The following is an 18,734-nucleotide window of genomic DNA, read 5'->3' on the forward strand; positions in this document are numbered from 1 at the left end:
CGCGAAAATGTTAGAGAAGGTTATCAAACGCATTATTGCGTTAATGGTGTCTTGTTCAGTTGCAAGGCGTTACATGCGGCGGTTTTTTTTATTTGCCTGGGGTTGAAAAGAATCAGGTACGCCAGCAGGTTAAGGGGTGTGGCGAAGGGCGGAACAAGTTTCTACGCTATAGAGGAAACTTGCCTATACCGTGAAAGGTATCCACGGCTTTTTCGCCTTCCGACCGAAGGGTCGGGAACTAAACGAATTTCGTGTTGACCAAGATTGGTACACTCAAAAAAGCGACTCCTCGGAGGAATTAATGAAACGGACTACCGCTATTATCTCAGCTGCCCTGGTTTCTACTGGCATGATCGCATCTCCTGCCGTATTCGCGCAGAGCGCAGCATCTCAGCAGGGTGGTGCTCAAGCGTCGTCCGCCAGTGCACAGAATTTCAGCGATGCTCAGCTGAAAAACTTCGCTAACGCCTCTCAGAGTATTGCTGGCATTTCTCAGGATTACACCAAAAAGCTTCAGGCTGCTGGCGAAGACAGCAACAAGGTCAACAGCATCCGTCAGGAAGCTAACGGTAAAATGGTCAAAGCCGTTCAGGACAACAACCTGAAAGTGGACGAATTCAACAAGATTGGTCAGTCTCTGCAGCAGAACCCTGATCTTCTGAAACGCGTTCAGTCGATGGTTCAGCAGCAAAAATAAGCCGTTTGCCGTAACACCACGGCAGGCCAAGGCTTAATCGGAACGGCGTATCGTACATGACGATACGCCGTTTTTTTGCGCGCTGACGGTGGCCTCGCTATGGCCCCGCAGGGGGATGCGATACACTGGAGCGCATTTTCGCGTCTTCAGCAATAGCAGGTGGTTCATGTCCGATCAGCGCTCCTCTCTTCTTGCCAGTGAATGGCTCCTGTACTGTCGTCCTGGGCTTGAATCAGACCTTGCTGCTGAATTGGCCGATCGTATCGCGACCGCTGGTATTACCATCGATGTTGAAATCGACGAGCTTCCCCACGGCGGCTACGTCCGCGTGATTGCTCCTGAAGGGCAAGCACTGAACGACTTGCAGCGCCAGGTCAGTCTTGCATCACTGGTATTCGCCCGACAATCGCTGGTGGCGCTGCCGCCGCTCAACGAGCTGGAGCGTAGCGATCGCTTGGCCCCGATCCTCGATCAACTTGATGCGGCGGGGTGGAGCGCTGAAGAGGTGGTGTTCGAAGCGCCCGATACCAACGAGGGCAAGGCGCTGACGTCTCTCGCCAAAGCGCTCGAACGGCCGCTGAATAGCCAGCTAAAACGGCGCAAGGTACTCCGCAGGCGCGCCGGTGCGCGTCGGCTTCACGTATTCATGACCAGCGGCCACAGTTTGCAGCTTGGGCTTAGCTTTCGCGGTAATCGCAGTGAGCATCCCAACGGTATTCAGCGCCTGCGTTTCCCGCACGGGGCGCCTAGTCGCTCGACGCTGAAACTGGAGGAAGCCTGGCATCAGTTCCTGCCCGCCGAGCGCTGGGACGAGGTGCTGGCACCTGGCAGCACCGCCGCAGATTTGGGTGCGGCGCCCGGTGGCTGGAGTTGGCAGTTGGTCAATAAGGGCATGCAGGTATACGCCATCGACAACGGGCCGATGGACAAGGGCCTGATGCGCAGCGGTATGGTCGAGCATCTGCAAGAGGATGGCCTTAAGTGGTTGCCACCCTGGCCGCTCGATTGGCTAGTGTGCGACATGGTTGAGCGGCCATCGAGGGTCATTGACACCATCGCGATGTGGCTGATTGGCGGGCACTGCCGCTTCACCGTATTCAATCTGAAATTGCCAATGAAGCGGCGCTGGCAGGAAGTGGCCGAATGTCTGTCTCTGCTGCGCCAACTACTCGACGACGCAGGTATTCGCTATCAGCTGCGCTGTCGTCAGCTTTACCACGACCGTGAGGAAGTGACCGTATTCGTGGAAGCGTTGCGCTGAACATCGCCTGATGCGAGCAGGCACGGGCGGTGACATGCCATTTCCCGTGCGGCGCACTGCTCGCGCTGTTTATTGGCATCTGCACAGGAACACCCCATGAGTGATACCCCAACGCCGCACGATGTGCTCGATACCCAAGGGCTTTATTGCCCCGAGCCCATCATGATGATGCATAACAAGGTACGCGAGCTGCAGTCTGGGCAGTGGCTGGAAGTCGTGGCGACCGATCCCGCTACCCAGCGCGATATTCCGCAATTTTGCGCGTTCCTAGGGCACCGGCTGGCTAACCAGACAGAACAGGATGGGGTGTTTCGCTACCTGATTGAAATCGGCTAACAGAAGGGAAGATACCCCGGCTTCTTAGTGTGGCCGCCGGGGTATGGGCTTGAGAGGGGATCAGTCGTCGTTAACCATCATTGCCAATGCTTCGAGCGTTTCAGGGTCCTGGCGCTTGATACGATTGGCAATGCTGCGTTGGAAGAAGTACAGCGCGCTGTGGTGCTGGCTGCCCGAATAGAGGCAGTCGTCGCCTGGCAACACCGGCGTATCGATCATCTTTTCTTCGTCCAGTAGCAGCACATCAATGCTGCCATCGCTGAATAAACGCCAACCGTATACCTGTTTGAGCAGCCAAGGGCTTTCTGCGTCGTTCATGCACAGCGCGTGAGTGCCGAGAGTATCGGGCAATTGCTGAATCAGGGTCGCTTCCGCGGTGGCCTCGTAGTCGAAATAGTGCGCCGCATGCTCAAGCTCCTGCACCTTGTGCTCGGGAGGTTCAGGCAGCAGTTCCTCGGTTTCGGGATCACGGTAGCCAACAAAGGTGCCATGCTCAGGATCGTCGAGTTCATGGCAGGGCGTCAGCTTGTTCATCCATGGCACCATGCCGACGACATCACCGCTTTGCTTTAGAGCCCAGGCCAGCACCGGCATGGCGTAAAGCGATTCATCGTCAGATGCAATTCGATAGATCATTTCGATGCCATCGTGCTCGGGCGCCATGCGAATAACGCGCTGGTTGGCTCGGAATCTATCGCGGACGCTGGAAAAATCGATGATCTTGGCAGTGCGGGGAAGTGGGGTGCCCATGAAAGCCCTCCTCGACGGTGTCGAACGATATGCTTGCCGATGATCAGACCGTAATGCGCAAGGCAACTTGCTGCATCACGCCTGATGCGAGTGAGCAACGGGCATCAGTCGAAGGCTGCGGGCGTACAACTCGGTGCGCTCTGTTCCGCATTGGCCAAGCGCTGTAGCTACAACGCTGACCGCGGTGTCATGGCTCCGTGCTGCAGGCTCGAGCTCCTTGAGCGGTTGCGCGTTGGCCACGATAGTGCGGGGAGTTTCAGCACATGGCCAGTTTCCCCACACGTCACTATTAACACACCTTTAGCGTGGCGCACAGAGGGATTTACAGTTTTGTTTGAGGATAGCTATGGGGCGCGGGTGTTTCCTTGAGCAGCCAAGAGGGCGGCGCGTGGCGACGTGCAACGCGGTGCAAGCGCATCGCTAGCAGCACCGCCGCCGAAGTAAGGCTGATAATAAAGCCGGTCCAGAAGCCATATATACCAAAGCCTTCGAAGGCATCGCCAACGCCGTAGCCCAGCACCACGCCGCTACCGATACCAATCGGCCAGTAAGCGGTGAGGGTGATCAGCATGACCGCACGGGTATCCTTGTAGCCACGCAGGGCACCTGCCAAACCCGCTTGCAGCGAGTCGGAAAGCTGGAAGATCATGGTCAGGTGCAGCAGATTAAGCGCCAGCGCCATAACGTCAGCGTTGCTGGTGTAGATCGCCAGAATTTGGCGGGCAAACAACCAAATGATCAGGGCGTTGATCAGTGCGCCCAGCACCGCCAGCAGCATGCCGTTCCAGGCTTCCTTGCGCGCGGTGCGGGGCAGCTGTTCACCGAGCCGTGTACCCACACGGATGGTCAGCGCAATGCCCAGCGACATTGGCACCATAAACAGTACGCCGGTGATATTGAGCGCTAGTTCGTGAGCCGCAATGGTGATGGTGCCGTATACCGAGATCAGCAGCGCAATCACTGAAAACATGGTGACTTCTGAAAACACCGCGACGCCAATTGGCAGTCCTACCTTCAGCAACGCCATGATGCTCGAAAGGCGCGGCGGCTGCAGGCCATTCTTCCATACCTCAACCGGGCGATAGACCTTCGCTTTGGCGACGTAGCGCCACATGCACAGGGCGCTCACCCACATCGATACCGCACTGGCCAGACCACAGCCCACGGCACCGAGGCGTGGCAAGCCCGCAATCCCGGGCACCAATAGCACGCCCACCGCAATACTGGCAGCAAGGCCCAGCAGGCTGATCCACAGCCCGGGCTTGGTGTGATTGAGGCCATCCGACCAGGAGCGCAGCGCGAAGTAGAACGCTAGTCCCGGCATCCCGAACGCCATCACTTCCAAATAGCGCGTAGCGGCCTGCTGCACGTCATCGGGCACCGACATCAGTGCCAGCAGTGACGGCGCCACCAGGTAGATCAAAACGGCAGCGATTATCCCGCAGCACAGCGCAATCCAGCAGTTTTGCTGTACCGGATCAGCCATGTCGGCAAACCGTCTGGCGCCAAACAGCTGAGCGATCACCGGCGTCAGCCCCATCAGGATACCGTTCATCAGCACCAGCAGCGGTACCCACAGGCTAGCGCCGAGGGAGACCGCCGCAAGATCGACCGTCGATGAGTGTCCCGCAAGAATGACATTGCCGGTGCTAATGCCCATCTGTGCGAGCTGTCCCACCAAAATGGGCATACTCATGCGAATCAGCGATGCGCTGGCTGATTTACGATTGAATTCCGGAAGTGCTGACATGAAAAGGATCCAACAAATTGCAGGAGCGGCAGTGTACCAGAGCCGCTGCTCATTAGTGCGACTAAACGTTAGGCTAAACCGGCGCGAAACCCCGCATTACGCCGTCGATTTCGTTGGGCATCTGGATTGCCATGTGAGAAGCGAGCGAGGTTCGCTATACTGCTGCGCCGTGAAAGCAGCAGGAGTGGCACATGAGCACTGACCCCCATGATGAGCGCGAAGAAGTAGCGCAGCTGATCGCGTTGTTCGACGCGATTTTCGCTGAGCGCTATCGCACTCGGCTGGTGCGCGGCGATGACGAACCGATCTATTTGCCCGCCGATGCGCTTAACGATTATCACCGGATCGTCTTTGCGCACGGCTACTTCGCTAGCGCGCTGCATGAGATCAGCCATTGGTGTATAGCGGGGCCTGCGCGCCGCCAGCAGGAAGATTTCGGCTATTGGTATATTCCCGATGGACGCAGCCAGCAGCAGCAAGGGGCATTTGAGCAAGCAGAAGTAGAGCCGCAAGCGATCGAACTGCTCCTGACCCACGCCTGCGGCCGACGCTTCAACATTAGCGTCGATAACCTGAACCCCAATGTCGAAGTAGACCGTGAGGCCTTTTTTGCCAAGGTAAAAGCGCGCGCTGCCCAGCGGCTGGAAAACGAGCTTCCGGTCAGAGTGGCGGTGCTGTGTGAAGCGCTGAAGCTGCGCTTTGCCGAACAGTGCAGCGAAGCACAGGCGGTGCAGGCCGCTGAGGCAATTTTTGCTCAGCGGGGCACGCCGCCATGATTGGGGGTTAGTGGTGGGAGCGATCGCTACGCTGTGAGGGCGTTAGTAGTGATCGCGCGGCGGGGCGTCTTCGGGCCATTCGTCGGCGAAGCGCTGATGCAGAAAAAGCATCGCCTCGACTTCGTGCTCGGGGCTCATGGGGGTAAGGCCGCGCTCTTCGAACAGCTCGCGACGTTCGTCTTCCCACTGCTCGCGATCAAGCTGCGAATAGAGCTGCCAGGCATTCGCCAGTTCGACCACCGGGTTCAGCCCGTACTCAGCGTAGATGCGTTCCAGCGCGCCTTCTTCATCGCTGGTACCAGTAACATACAGCGTCTCGCTATCGTGATCCATTTCCAGTTCACGAATCACATCCAGCGGGCTCACGCCCATGCCATACAGATTCGATTCATCGAAGCCTTCCAGCCCGATATTCTCCTCTTCAAGCCAGCTTTCCAGCGGCTGAATCAAGGTGTGTTTGATCCGGCCATCCTTCAAGCTCCATGCAATGGCAACCGGCAGGGCACCGTCGCCCGTGACGATATGAAGAAAACCGGGCAGTCCTGAACGGCTAGCGGGCATGGTCAAATCCTTCGATAGCGTGAAAAGTAAGTGTGGCGTTGTCACGATAGCAGCGATGGTAGCCGCAGTGATAAAGCGCGAACGTCACACTGGATAAGGGTCGATGGCTCATCTGAATAAACGCTTTATCGCTTGGTTAGCTTGATTAAAGGCCTTGCGTCATCGGCGCTGGGTCGAATGAACGCAGAGTCGGACTTGCGTTGACCGATTTCAGACCACGTTAGGCGATCCAGCGTGGATTACCTTACGCCTTCGATGGCAATGCAAAGAACTCGCTAGCCGTGGCAGTAGTAGAGAGCGCCAACGCTTGTTCGGACACGCCTCGCAATTGCGCGGCTTCGCGGCAAATCCACGGCAGCAGCGCGGGCTCGTGGCGGCGGCCTTTTATCTTGCCGGGCAAATGGCGCGGCAGTAGATAGGGGCAATCGGTCTCGATCATCAGGCGGTGGGTCGGTATTTCCGGCAGCGCATCGCGCAGATCGCTGCCGCGCCGTTCATCGCACAGCCAGCCTGTTACGCCGACATAAAGGTCGAGATCAAGGTAGCGGTAAAGGATCGATCGATCACCAGTGAAGCAGTGAATCACCGCGCGCGGAATATCGTCGCGCCACTGCTTCAGCATATCGAGCATCTGGCTGCTGGCATCGCGCTCGTGCAGGAACAGCGGCAGCTGAAGCTCAGCCGCTATCTGCAGCTGTGCTTCGAAGGCGTTGCGCTGCGCTTGCTCGCTACTATAGTTGCGGTTGAAATCGAGCCCGCATTCGCCCACCGCAAGAACGCCTGGCTGGGTCAGCGCGTCGTGAATCTGGCGCTCTAGTGCAGGCGTCCAATCACTGGCGTGATGAGGGTGAACGCCGGCTGTCGAATAGAGCGCGACGTCACTGTTGGAAAATTGCTCACGCAGCGCGATAGCGGCATCGATGCTAGCGGCGTCGGTGCCGGTCAGGATGAGTGTCTCGACACGCGCGGCGTGGGCGCGCTCGAGCACCGCGTCGATATCCTTGCTGAAGCTCTCATGGGTGAGATTGGCACCAATGTCGATCAAGGGGGCGGGTGACACAATGCAATTTTCCTCGGCGAGCGGTGACATAAGACTCCTTGATAGACGGCAGCAATGGCTTCGAACGAGCATCGTTAAGCGAGAAAATGCTCGCGCACTTCTGTGCAGGCCACGATTCTACACCTTACGGTTCGGCTTAGGGACGTGATCAGGTACAATCTGGGCCCTTTACCACGATTCAAGAGGAACGCTCGCGATGAGCCTGCTCCAACTCGATGCGGTGCATCTTGCCTACGGCCCCGATGTATTGCTTGATAACGCTGCCCTGACCATTGAGCGCGGCGAGCGGCTGGCATTGATTGGCCGCAATGGGGCCGGCAAGTCGACATTAATGTCATTGATCGACGGCACCATCCAACCCGACGACGGGCTGGTACGGCGCAGCGCCGAGCTGCGTGTCGGGGTGCTGGCGCAGGACCTGCCCGCAGCGGAGGGGCGGCGTATCTTCGATGTGGTGGCTGAGGGGCTGCCTGAAGTAGGGCGTTTGCTCAGCGAATACGATCAGCTGGTGGCCGCTGCCGAGCCTGATATGTCGCGCTTGGCGGTGCTGCAAGAGCGCCTGGAGGCGCTCGATGGCTGGTCGTTCCATCAGCGCATCGATAACGTGCTGGAGCGCCTTGGGCTACCTGGTGCTGCGATGATGGAGGGGCTGTCCGGCGGTTGGCGGCGGCGTGTCGCGTTGGCGCGTGCACTGGTGGCCGAGCCTGATTTACTGCTGTTGGACGAGCCGACCAACCACCTTGATCTCGACACCATCGTGTGGCTTGAAGAACAGCTGCAAGCGTTTCGCGGCGCGGTGCTGTTTGTCACCCACGATCGCGCTTTCCTGAATCGTGTGGCGACCGCTATCCTGGAGCTTGATCGCGGTCAGCTCAGACGCTACCCAGGCGACTTCGATACCTACCAGCAGACTCGCGCACACGAGCTGGAAATAGAAGCGCGTGAGCAGGCCCAGTTCGACAAGAAACTGGCGCAGGAAGAAGCCTGGATTCGGCAGGGTATCAAGGCGCGCCGTACCCGTAACGAGGGCAGGGTGCGCGCGCTCAAGCAACTGCGCGAGGAGCGCTCACAGCGTCGCGAGCGTCAGGGCACGGCAAAAATCGAAGTCGACAGCGGAGAGCGCAGCGGCAAGCGTGTCGTCGAGCTGCAGCATGTTAGCTTCCGGGTGCCGGGGCGCAGCGAAGGCGAGTACGTGATTCGCGATGTCAGCCTTGAAGTACAGCGCGGTGATCGTATCGGTCTGATTGGGCGTAACGGTGCCGGTAAAACGACGTTGCTCAAGGTCATGCTGGGGCAACTGGCGCCTAGCGAGGGCACGGTGCAGTTGGGTACCAAGATGTCGGTCGCCTATTTCGATCAGCTGCGCGCGGGCCTCGACATGCAGGCCACGGTGTACGACAACTTGGCGCAGGGCAGCGATCACGTGACGGTAGGCGGTCGCCAGCGCCATGTGATGAGCTATTTGCAGGACTTCCTGTTCAGCCCGCAGCGTGCACGTCAGCCGGTACATGCGCTGTCAGGCGGTGAGTCGAACCGCTTGCTGTTGGCCAAGCTGTTTACCCAGCCGGCCAACGTGCTGGTGCTTGACGAGCCGACCAACGATCTCGATGTTGAAACGCTCGAGCTGCTGGAAGAGCTGCTGCTCAACTTCGACGGCACGCTGCTACTGGTCAGCCACGACCGCGCCTTCATGGATAACGTGGTAACCAGCGTGTTGGCCTTCGAGGGTGATGGCGTCGTGCGTGATTACGTGGGCGGTTTCAGCGATTGGCAACGCCAGGGCGGACGTCTTCCGCCAGCGCCTGGCGATCTGGGTAGTGGTAAAACTTCAGCGGATGCGGCACTTACTACCAGCAAAGGACGCGAAGACAATACGGCTGCACCAGCTTCGAATGGTGGCGGCACGTCCACTGCCTCCAAACCGCGCAAGCTGTCGTATAAGCTTCAGCGCGAGTTGGACGGCCTTCCTGCTGAAATCGAGTCGCTCGAAACAGAGATTGCTGAGTTGGAAGAGCGTATTGGGTCCGCTGATTTTTATCAGAACGATCAGGAAACCGTACAAGCGACGCTCGCAACCCTGAGTGAGCGCCAGACTCATCTTGAAACGCGCATGGAGCGTTGGATGGCATTGGAAGAGATGAGCAACTCAGAACAATAGAGGCGCTATACGCAGGCAGGGCGCGAGTTCCAGATGGTAGCTCGCGCCCTGTTTTTTGTATCTGATTGAAGACGGCGTTATGCGCAGCGATCGATCCGTTAATCGACCGGCTCCTGGTCAATGCCTCTTACCTTGACGGCCAGCACGTCGCATTTTGCGTTGCGCAATACCTCGGCACTGGTGGAGCCCAGCATTAGCGCTAATCCAGTACGCCCGTGTGATCCCACCACAATCAGATCGGCCTGATACTCGGTGGCGAAGGCGTTGATCGCGGCGTCGGCCTGACCGCTGAGAATATGCAATTGAGCACTATCAATGCCGTAGGGCTCAGCCAGCTCCTTCAGCCGCGCGGAAGCATGTTCGGTAAGCTGCTGCCGCAGTGTATCCACATCGACGGCGACATCGCCCCCATAGGTGGCGCTGACTTCGCCAAGGGTGTGTACCACGGACAGTTTGGCACCGCTGCGCTGCACAATGGGCAACGCTCGGTCGATGACATAGCGCGACTCATCGGTAAGGTCGACGGCAACGGCAACATGTTGATAGAGAGAGGTCATGGACGTTTTTCCATCCGCTGCAGGAAGCTGATTTATCGCTGCCAGACCCGCCTTGGCAGGTGGCCCCGCGCCGATCTGCTGGAACCGCCGGCGCTGACAGCGCCATGCGGCTGCTGACTTGCCGACTAGCGCTTTTGATCCAAAAGCAGCGAGCAGTTGTGGTCGAGTTTATCGAGGATGTTGATCAGGATATCGATATCCTTCTCGTCGACCCCTTGTAGAAGCTCCATACGCGTTTTGCGCACGATGGTTTCCATCTTCTTGATCAAGGGCGTGGCGTTGGCGGTCAGATAGACACGTTTGGAGCGCCGGTCGTCGCCGCACTGGCGCCGCTCGATCAGGCCCTGTTCGGCAAGCTGGTCGAGCGTGCGCACCAGCGAAGGTGCTTCGACACCGATAGTGGAGGCTAACTCGCGCTGAACGGCACCTTCTCCACCCTTGGCGAGGCAATAAAGCGTTACCCAGCGCGTTTGGGTTAGCCCAAGCGGAGCCAGTCGATCATCCAATACGGCACGCCAATGGCGAGGGAAGCGAGCGATGTGTTGGCCAATTTTTTCCGCTTTGGCGGCGCGGCTATCGTGAGAACTGGTCATAATCCATGTGCGTCAAGGATAGTAAAACTTGGGTATGTGTCTTGATTCTAGTTGTTGTTTAAAGGTCTGTCAGAAGCGCTTAATATTCACGTTTAGGGCTGTTCAGCTTGCTTCCCACACCTTTCAAGACACTGCGAAATTGGAAGTGGCAAGGTGCCTCACTCTCGGTACGCTGCCCTTCGAGAACCTGCGCGGCCCTTGGAGGGCCGCGAAGTGTGCCACCACGACAGTTTTCGTAATGGTTTATTAATATTACTGCGTTTCGCTGCTGAGTGAACAGCCCGCGGGAAATGTTATCCGGTGCTTCGATAAGCATCGCGCCATTCGCAAAGCAGCCCGCGGCCGCCTGCCAAGGTAAGCGAGACATCGGCCAGTCCATCCCACAGTGGGATAGATATGGCGCCTTTCACTGCAAGATCAAGGCGTTGGCAGAAGGTTAACAGCCGGTGCAAGCGCGCTCGCGGCAAGCGCTTCAGCGCGCTTTGATAGGCAGGACGACGGCGCTCGATAATCAGCGGTTTATGCTGTTTGCAGACATGCTCGAAACTTTGCCCCTGATCGATGTGCTGACGCAATGACAGCAGCGTGCGCAGCTCTCGGGTGAGCGCCCATAGCACTACCGGCGCTTCGATACCTTCAGCACGCAGACCGGCGACAATGCGCAGCGCGCGGGCGCGATCGCCAGCGATACAGGCATCGGTCAAGGTGAACACATCAAAACGCGCGCCGTCGCCGGTATCGCCCTCAATCTGCTCAAGACTTAGACGACTGTGCGGAGGATACAGCAGTTGCAGCTTGATTAACGACTGATCGAGTGCCAGCAGGTTGCCTTCATAGCGCTCGGCAAGCGAGTGGCAGGCTTCATTGTCGAGCTCCAACTGGTAGCGCCGCGCGCGATCGGCAATCCAGTAGTGCAGGCGCTTGAAATCGATTGGCCACACCGGCACGAAGACGCCCTGTGCATCCAGCGTCTTGAACCATTTGCTTTGCTGGGTGCGGTAGTCGAGTCGCGCCGCGCTGATCAACAGCACGTCGTCGCTCTGCTTGGCGTTGGCGGCATATGCCTCCAGCGCCTTGGCGCCTTCCTGCCCCGGCGATTGAGAACCCAACCGTAGCTCAATCAGACGCTTGGAAGAAAACAGCGATAGCGACTGTGAGGTTTCTACCAGTTGCCCCCAATTGAAACCTGGCTCGACCTCAAGGATTTCACGCTCATCGGCACCGTTGTCTCGCGCAGCGCGGCGTATGGCATCACAGGCTTCCATATGCAACAGCGGCTCGTCACCGGCAACGATAAATACCGGTGAGAGCCGTTGGTTGGCGAGCTGATCGCCAAGTTTGTCAGGGAATACCTTCATTGGGCCTCGGAAGTGGAGGAGGCAGAGCTTGAAGGTGTACCTGGTGACAAAATATCAGCGTTCGAGCTGGCTGAGGCTGCCCGCAGACGTTCGACTAGCTGGCTGGCAGCTTCGCGCGACAAGCGGCGCTGCAATTGATCGCGCTCCTGATCACGCTGTAGCAGCTGACTGGTACTGGTGTTGTAAGTACCGTTCACTTGCACGACCTGTCCGTCAATTACATAAGCGCCGTCTGTCGTACGCTGTACCGAGAAGGGCACGCGCAGCGATATGTTGCGTTCCTGATTGCCGCCGGAGCCACCGTAGCCCACCTGGCTTTCGTCGTACTCGGGAGCGCCCACATTAAGCTCAAGACTGGCTGAGCTATCAACGCTTACACCGGCAGTTTCCAAACGCTGACGTAGCTCGCGTGCGACCGCGTTTTGCGGGGTATCCCCCTGGATATTGAGCTGCAGATGCTGAACGATTGGGCGTGATTCGTTATCGATGCCGCGTAGCTGGAAGCCGCAGCCGCTCAGCGTCAGCGCGCACAGTGAGCCTGCCAGTAGCGTGGCCAGCAGAGGGCTGCGGCGATGTTGGGTTGCGCGAGTCAAGCGATATCTCCTTGAATGTTGCCGGCGGGCGCACTGGGGTGAGGCGACCGCCGAGAATAGCATTGCACAAAGCGTTAAGGCTGAGTGGCCGTTCGCACGCTGGCGTTAGCTAGCGACGATATTGACCAGCTTGCCGGGAATGACAATCACCTTGTTAATGCTTTTGCCCTCTACGTGACGGCGCACGTTTTCGTTGGATAGTGCCTCACATTCGATAGTAACCTGATCGGCATCAGCGGGCAGCTCCAGCTTGGCGCGCAGCTTGCCGTTGACCTGCACGGCCAGCGTCATCGAGTCGCGTTTCAGCGCTTTCTCGTCGACTTCCGGCCATGGTGTATCGATCAGCGCGGTGTCGTGCCCAAGCTCCTGCCACAGCGAGTGGCAAATATGCGGAGTAATGGGCGACAGCAGTATAACGCAGGCTTCGACGGCTTCACGCGATACCGCCAAGCCTTGAAGGGTATCGTCGCTGAATTTGCCGAGCGCGTTGGTCAGCTCCATCACCGCAGCAATGGCGGTGTTGAAGGTGGTGCGGCGACCAATATCATCGGTGCACTTCTTGATGGTCTCGTGGGTTTTACGCCGCAGTTCACGCTGTGCATCGTTCAGTTCGGCAGAAACAATGTGGCCCGGTTCACCTTGCTCGATATGATCGAAGGTGATCTTCCATAGGCGCTTGAGGAAGCGGTGAGCACCTTCGACGCCTGAATCAGACCATTCGAGCGACTGTTCGGGAGGGGCGGCGAACATGATGAACAGCCGCACGGTGTCGGCGCCAAAGCGATCGATCAGCGATTGAGGATCGACGCCGTTGTTTTTCGATTTCGACATCTTTTCGATGCCGCCCACGTTAACCAGCCCACCGTCGGATTCCAGCGTGGCGCGCGTTACGTTGCCTTTCTCGTCACGCTCAACAACGACATCGAGCGGGTTGAACCACTCCTTGCTGCCGTCTTCATTGTCGCGATAGAAGGTTTCGGCGATCACCATGCCTTGAGTGAGTAGGCGCTGGAAGGGCTCGTCGCTTTCGACCATGCCGAAATCGCGCATCAGCTTGTGGAAGAAGCGGGCGTAGAGCAGGTGCAAAATGGCGTGCTCGATGCCGCCAATATAGATATCGACCGGCAGCCAGTAGTTAGCGCGACCGTCGAGCATCGCTTCCTTGTTATCGGAGCAGCAGAAGCGCGCGTAATACCAGGACGACTCCATGAAGGTATCGAAGGTGTCGGTTTCGCGTGTCCAGCCTTCGCCCATCTCGTAGAAGGTGCGCATTTTCTTCAGCGGTGAACCACTGGCATCGATCTCGACTTCGGTGGGCAGCGCCACCGGCAGTTCGGCATCGGTCAAGGGGACGGTTTCACCTTCAGCACCGTATTTGATCGGAATAGGGGCGCCCCAGTAGCGCTGACGGGCAACGCCCCAGTCGCGCAGGCGGAAGTTGATGCGAACGCGGCCTTTTTCTTCCTTGTCGAGCTGACGGGAAATGGCAGTGAAGGCCTCGTCGAACAGCATGTCGTCAAATTCGCCCGAATTGATCAACTGACCGTGCTCGGTATAGGCACCTTCGCTAACGTCAGGCTCGTTGCCGTCAAGGTCGGCGATAACCGGAGTGATGGGCAGGTCGTATTTGTTGGCGAATTCCCAATCGCGCTGGTCGTGGGCGGGCACTGCCATTACCGCGCCGGTGCCATATTCCATCAGTACGAAGTTGGCGATGTAGATGGGAACTTCGTCACCGGTAATAGGATGCCGAGCGACATAGCCGGTATCCATACCGCGTTTTTCCATGGTCGCCAGATCAGCTTCAGAGGTGCCGCCAGAACGGCACTCCTTACAGAATTCCATAATTGCTGGATCGATTTCGCTGGCGCGCTTGGCAATCGGATGGTCGGCGGAAATGCCCACATAGGTAACGCCCATCAGGGTGTCAGGACGGGTGGTGAAGACCGTCAGACGGCGCAGCTCTTCGCCTACCTCAGGGACTTCAAAGTCGAGCTCGATCCCCTTCGATTTACCGATCCAGTTGCGCTGCATGGTCTTGACCTGTTCAGGCCACTCGACCTTGTCGAGATCCGCCAGCAGCTCTTCGGCGTAATCGGTGATTTTCAAAAACCACAGCGGAATTTCGCGACGCTCAACCTTGGCGCCTGAGCGCCAGCCGCGACCGTCGATTACCTGCTCGTTGGCCAGTACGGTTTGATCGACCGGGTCCCAGTTAACGGTAGAGTTCTTTTTATAGACCAGACCTTTTTCGACCAGCTTGGTGAAGAACCACTGTTCCCAGCGGTAATAGTCGAGGTCACAGGTGGCGAATTCACGATCCCAGTCGTAGCCAAAGCCCAGCGCCTTGAGCTGATCGCGCATATCGGCAATGTTCGAGTAAGTCCATTTGGCGGGGGCTACCTGATGCTTGATAGCGGCGTTTTCGGCAGGCATGCCGAATGCGTCCCATCCCATTGGTTGCAGTACGTTTTTGCCCTGCATACGTTGGAAGCGGGCAATAACATCGCCGAGGGTGTAATTGCGAACGTGGCCAATGTGCAGTTTGCCGCTGGGATAGGGGAACATGCACAAGCAGTAGTATTTTTCGCGGTTGGCGTCTTCGATCGCTTTAAAACAGCGGTTCTTTTCCCAAAATTGCTGCGCCGTACGCTCAACGTTGGCAGGTGAATACTGTGCTTCCATTGCGTGATTTCTACACCGTGAAGTTGTTGTCGCAAACCGCGCTGCAATGCACGGCTGCCATGGGTCGATCGTCGCTCGCTGGTGGGGGCGATTGGACAGATGGCTGGCTGCCGTCCAATGACGCTCCGCCATATAGGCCGCGAACGATTAAAAATTCCAGTGCCGCTAGCATACCTTACCGAGACGGCGACAGATAGCGCTTGCCGCGTTGCCGCCTGTGGCTAATGGAAGGAGACTATAACGCGCCCTGCTGATGCGAAATGCGCCTAGCGTCCGACCAGCCAGCCAATAGCCTCATGCAGTGCACGCTGACTTTGCGCCAGGCCAAGCGTTGAAGGAAGCCAACCCAACACGCCCGGCGGCGCGCTGGAGAATCCTGTGGGGGCTGCGATCACGTGGATTCCCGCGCGCTCAAAATCACGCTGTGCACGCGCCATATGGAAAGCGGTGGTCACCAACACTACCGTGTCGATGCCGTTCTCTTTCAATATCGTGGCACTGTAGCGGGCATTTTCAGCGGTGTTGCGGCTGTCGTTTTCCAGCCAGCGTGGCTGCTGCGCGAAGCTTTGGTCAAGCGCCTGCGCCATTAGCTGTGCTTCCGAGCGGCGCTCGCCGCCTGGCGCACCTCCGGTCAACAGTAAAGGAAGCTTGGTCGCACGTGCGATTCGCGCTGCTTCAGCCACTCGAGCAAAGCTGTCCAGATTAAGCCGCTCGGATTCCTTGGAAGAGGCGGCAGCGCGCCCACCCCCAAGCACCACAATCGCACCGGCCCGGTTCCACTGTGCAGGGGCGGCGGCGCTAACGCGCTCGATTGGAGCGCTTAGCCACAGGCTAACGCGTGGTATGCACAGCAGCAGAAACACCACACCAATCACTACCGCCATTGCGGCGCCTACGCGCGGCCACCCGCGCGCGAGCAGGGCCGCGACCGCTAGCCCGACCACCACGCCGCCGGGCGGAAACAGCAGTGCCTTTAACAGCGACAGCAGGGTAGTGCTGGTCATTGGGGCGAGGCTTCATCGTGCTGCGCGCGCTGATCGCGGGCGCGGCGGTAGCGTGATGCCAATGCCCCGGCGGCAGCCAGCACGATGCTGATCAGAATGATCGGCAGGCTACCGGTGCGGGTAAATAGCGTTTCGCCGAGCATCGGGTGCACCTGTGCATTCAGTACGCCGGGCTCGAAGCGCGGTATGTCGCTGAGCAGTTTGCCATCGGGCCCAATAACGCCAGTCCAGCCGTTGCTGGTATCACGCAGTAGGTAGCGGTTGTTTTCCAGTGCGCGCATCTGTGCCATCTGCATATGCTGCAACGGCCCGATGGAGTGCCCGAACCAGCTGTCATTGGAAATGGTCATCAGCACATTGGCGTGGCGCGCTTGATCGCGAACCAGATCGGGGTAGGCAATTTCATAGCAAATTGCCATACCTATGCGCAGCGCGTCGGCGTGCAACGGCGGTTGGTCGGCGGGCCCCTGAATCACATAGGGGGCGGGCAGTCCCAGCAGTTGGATGATCGGCTGCAGCAGCCCGGGCAGAGGTACGTATTCACCAAAGGGCACCAGCCGGTGCTTGGCATACGCGGTGCGCAGCTGTCCTTGCGGAGCGCTTTGATCGTAGGCCACTGCACTGTTGAAGGTGCCAGTGGACTGACGAGTCAGAATGCCGCTGATCAGGGTCGAGTGCGGGCGCATGGTCGATTGAGCGGTGGCAAAGATAGGGCGCGCCTCACCTTCGGTAAGCGGCAGTGCCACTTCAGGCCATACCACCAATTCTGCATCGCTGGCGTGTTCTCGCGTCAGATCGAGATAACGATTCACCGCATTCTGCACGCCGCCCACGCTCCACTTCATGGTTTGCGGCAGGTCGCCTTGTACTAGTGCCACTGAAAGCGCGCGCGGCTCAGCGTCGAGCCAGCGCGTTGGCAGTATCAGCCCAATCACCCATAGTGCGATCAGAGGAGCCGCCAGCCAATAGTGGCGGCGGGTGAACAGCTGCCATAACAGCGCGCCGCTGAGCGCGATAACAAAGCTGATCAGGAAAACACCGCCGATCGGCGCATAGCCAGCCAGCGGACCCTCCACTTGCGACGTTCCCAGCAGCAGCCAGGGGAAGCCGGTCAGGAACCAGCCACGAAACACCTCACCCAGTGTCCAGGCGGCGGCAAAAGTGAGCGGCTCGAGCACCGACGCGCGTGGTGATAGCAGCCGATAGAAGGCACCGACGATCAAATAGAACAGCGCTAGCCCAGCGACAAAGAGGGCGGTCATGACCAGCGCCAGCGGCATCGGAGAACCGCCTATGTCATGGATGGACACATAGACCCATGAGGCGCCGCTGGTGAAAAGCCCGAGGCCGTAGCAGTAGCCCAATAGCATGCCGCGCTTCACCGTGGTGCCGCGCAGTAGCCCAAACAGTGGCGCGCAGAGTAGCGGTGCTAGCCACCATAGCCCAAATGGGGCGAAGGTGAGCGTGGTCAGCGCGCCCAGCAGCAGCGCTGCCAGACAGCACGCCCAGCGGCAGCGGCAGAGAGAGGTGCATAACCGAGCCATGTACTGCTCCTCGTTGATGGCAGTCATGCCATGTGGGTAGTTAAAAAGGGTGCCGCCCCATCACCGGCTGCGTCCGCTAGGCGGGGCAAGCAGTGACAGGACGGTGAATAAGGCAGGGCGGCGCGACGGCCGCCGGAATATTGTCAGGCGCTTTGAGTGGCGCTGCGCGATACCTTCAGCCAGTGCAGGCGACGATTATCGACATTGGTCACGGCAAAGTGCCAGCCGTCGAGCACGGTGGATTCGCCCCGCTCGGGCAGGTGGCCGAAGCTTTGCATTACCAGTCCGCCAACGGTATCGAATTCTTCATCGGGGAAGGCAGTGCCAAAGCGTTCGTTGAAATCTTCGATGCTAAGAATCGCTTTGACCGCATAAACGTCGCTGCCCAATTCGCGAACTTCATCGTCATCGTCGATATCGTGCTCGTCTTCGATATCGCCAACAATCTGCTCGAGAATGTCTTCGATGGTTATGATACCGGCAGTGCCACCGTATTCGTCGACCACAATCGCCATGTGCGAACGGGTGTCGCGGAATTCCTTGAGCAGACTGTTAAGCCGCTTGGATTCGGGAATGAAAATGGCGGGGCGCAGGATATCGCTTAAGTTAAAGTTGTCGCGTTCCGCCTGCGACTTGTTGATCAGCGGCAGCAAATCCTTGACCAGCAGGATACCGATAACGTCATCAAGGTCTTCGTCGACGACCGGATAGCGCGAATGGCCTGAGTCGAGAATCATCGACAGATAATCGTCGACGCTTTGATTGGCGCGAATCACCTCGATCTGCGAGCGCTGGATCATGACATCGCGCACCTGCTGATCGGTGATGGCAAATGCGCCCTCGATAATTGCCAGGCCATCGCCATCGAGATCGAACCTGGGTCCTGTCTCACGCAGGAATTCCAGCAGTTCAGCGCGGCTAGTGGGCTCGTCGGAGTCGTTGGAAAACGCTTGGATTACGCGTTCAAGCCAGTTTTTACTGCTGTGGTCAGCCGATCGGTCGTCGCTCATGACGGCGGTCTCTTGTCCTCTTTATCAGGGATGGTGCGCTT

At 58.4% G+C, this 18,734-nt stretch carries 17 protein-coding genes; 5 read left to right on the top strand and 12 right to left on the bottom strand.

Going from position 1 to position 18,734, the window contains the following annotated elements; all coding sequences use genetic code 11:
* Positions 1-301: 301 nt before the first annotated feature.
* The 3 genes from R84865_RS10955 to tusA all read left to right on the top strand — a co-directional run bounded on the left by R84865_RS10955 (position 302) and on the right by tusA (position 2,294).
* Complete coding sequence (locus tag R84865_RS10955) at positions 302-697, top strand: DUF4168 domain-containing protein (protein WP_435637678.1); 396 nt, start codon at positions 302-304, stop codon at positions 695-697.
* A gap of 166 nt (positions 698-863) precedes the next feature.
* Complete coding sequence (gene rlmM / locus R84865_RS10960; RefSeq protein WP_435637679.1) at positions 864-1,958, top strand: 23S rRNA (cytidine(2498)-2'-O)-methyltransferase RlmM; 1,095 nt, start codon at positions 864-866, stop codon at positions 1,956-1,958.
* A gap of 96 nt (positions 1,959-2,054) precedes the next feature.
* Positions 2,055-2,294: a sulfurtransferase TusA gene (gene tusA, locus R84865_RS10965; protein ID WP_435632350.1), complete on the top strand. Its 240-nt coding sequence runs from the start codon at positions 2,055-2,057 to the stop codon at positions 2,292-2,294.
* 60 nt (positions 2,295-2,354) lie between these two features.
* Here the strand turns inward: tusA and R84865_RS10970 are convergent, their stop codons facing one another.
* The gene (locus R84865_RS10970; protein ID WP_435632351.1) at positions 2,355-3,044 is read right to left on the bottom strand and encodes a hypothetical protein; all 690 of its coding nucleotides are present in this window, start codon (positions 3,042-3,044) and stop codon (positions 2,355-2,357) included.
* A gap of 322 nt (positions 3,045-3,366) precedes the next feature.
* A complete protein-coding gene (locus R84865_RS10975; protein WP_435639684.1) occupies positions 3,367-4,794 on the bottom strand; it encodes an MATE family efflux transporter in 1,428 nt (475 codons plus the stop codon).
* A gap of 191 nt (positions 4,795-4,985) precedes the next feature.
* Between R84865_RS10975 and R84865_RS10980 the strand changes: the two genes are divergently transcribed.
* Positions 4,986-5,570: an elongation factor P hydroxylase gene (locus R84865_RS10980; protein WP_435639685.1), complete on the top strand. Its 585-nt coding sequence runs from the start codon at positions 4,986-4,988 to the stop codon at positions 5,568-5,570.
* 42 nt (positions 5,571-5,612) lie between these two features.
* Here R84865_RS10980 and R84865_RS10985 read toward each other — a convergent pair whose 3' ends face one another.
* Both R84865_RS10985 and R84865_RS10990 read right to left on the bottom strand, forming a co-directional pair.
* Entirely contained in the window at positions 5,613-6,131 is a 519-nt protein-coding gene (locus R84865_RS10985) for a hypothetical protein (RefSeq protein ID WP_435637683.1), read from the bottom strand.
* A gap of 244 nt (positions 6,132-6,375) precedes the next feature.
* Positions 6,376-7,221, bottom strand: a complete 846-nt coding sequence (locus tag R84865_RS10990; RefSeq protein ID WP_435639686.1) for a TatD family hydrolase — start codon at positions 7,219-7,221, stop codon at positions 6,376-6,378.
* Positions 7,222-7,387: 166 nt separating this feature from the next.
* Here R84865_RS10990 and R84865_RS10995 point away from each other — a divergent pair, with 166 nt between their 5' ends.
* On the top strand, positions 7,388-9,349 hold the full coding sequence (locus R84865_RS10995; protein ID WP_435639687.1) for an ATP-binding cassette domain-containing protein: 1,962 nt from the start codon (positions 7,388-7,390) through the stop codon (positions 9,347-9,349).
* Between the two features lie 98 nt (positions 9,350-9,447).
* Here R84865_RS10995 and R84865_RS11000 read toward each other — a convergent pair whose 3' ends face one another.
* The 8 genes from R84865_RS11000 to R84865_RS11035 form a co-directional block, all read right to left on the bottom strand.
* Complete coding sequence (locus R84865_RS11000; protein ID WP_435639688.1) at positions 9,448-9,906, bottom strand: universal stress protein; 459 nt, start codon at positions 9,904-9,906, stop codon at positions 9,448-9,450.
* A gap of 125 nt (positions 9,907-10,031) precedes the next feature.
* The gene (gene slyA / locus R84865_RS11005; protein WP_435639689.1) at positions 10,032-10,499 is read right to left on the bottom strand and encodes a transcriptional regulator SlyA; all 468 of its coding nucleotides are present in this window, start codon (positions 10,497-10,499) and stop codon (positions 10,032-10,034) included.
* A 293-nt stretch (positions 10,500-10,792) separates the two neighbouring features.
* Positions 10,793-11,857 carry a DNA polymerase III subunit delta gene (gene holA, locus R84865_RS11010; RefSeq protein WP_435639690.1) on the bottom strand — a complete coding sequence of 355 codons (1,065 nt, stop codon included), beginning with the start codon at positions 11,855-11,857 and terminating at the stop codon, positions 10,793-10,795.
* Entirely contained in the window at positions 11,854-12,450 is a 597-nt protein-coding gene (locus R84865_RS11015; RefSeq protein ID WP_435632362.1) for an LPS-assembly lipoprotein LptE, read from the bottom strand. Before R84865_RS11015 ends, holA begins: the two co-directional genes overlap by 4 nt.
* Positions 12,451-12,555: 105 nt before the next feature.
* Positions 12,556-15,135, bottom strand: a complete 2,580-nt coding sequence (gene leuS, locus R84865_RS11020; protein ID WP_435639691.1) for a leucine--tRNA ligase — start codon at positions 15,133-15,135, stop codon at positions 12,556-12,558.
* 266 nt (positions 15,136-15,401) lie between these two features.
* Complete coding sequence (locus R84865_RS11025; protein WP_435639692.1) at positions 15,402-16,139, bottom strand: YdcF family protein; 738 nt, start codon at positions 16,137-16,139, stop codon at positions 15,402-15,404.
* Positions 16,136-17,683, bottom strand: a complete 1,548-nt coding sequence (gene lnt, locus R84865_RS11030) for an apolipoprotein N-acyltransferase (protein WP_435639693.1) — start codon at positions 17,681-17,683, stop codon at positions 16,136-16,138. The genes R84865_RS11025 and lnt overlap by 4 nt, the downstream gene beginning before the upstream one ends.
* Before the next feature lie 143 nt (positions 17,684-17,826).
* Positions 17,827-18,693 (bottom strand): CorC family transporter, encoded by an 867-nt coding sequence (locus tag R84865_RS11035; RefSeq protein ID WP_435639694.1) that lies wholly within the window; start codon positions 18,691-18,693, stop codon positions 17,827-17,829.
* Positions 18,694-18,734 lie beyond the last annotated feature (41 nt).

It is taken from the genome of Carnimonas bestiolae (genome assembly GCF_051251145.1).
Lineage (GTDB): Bacteria > Pseudomonadota > Gammaproteobacteria > Pseudomonadales > Halomonadaceae > Carnimonas > Carnimonas bestiolae.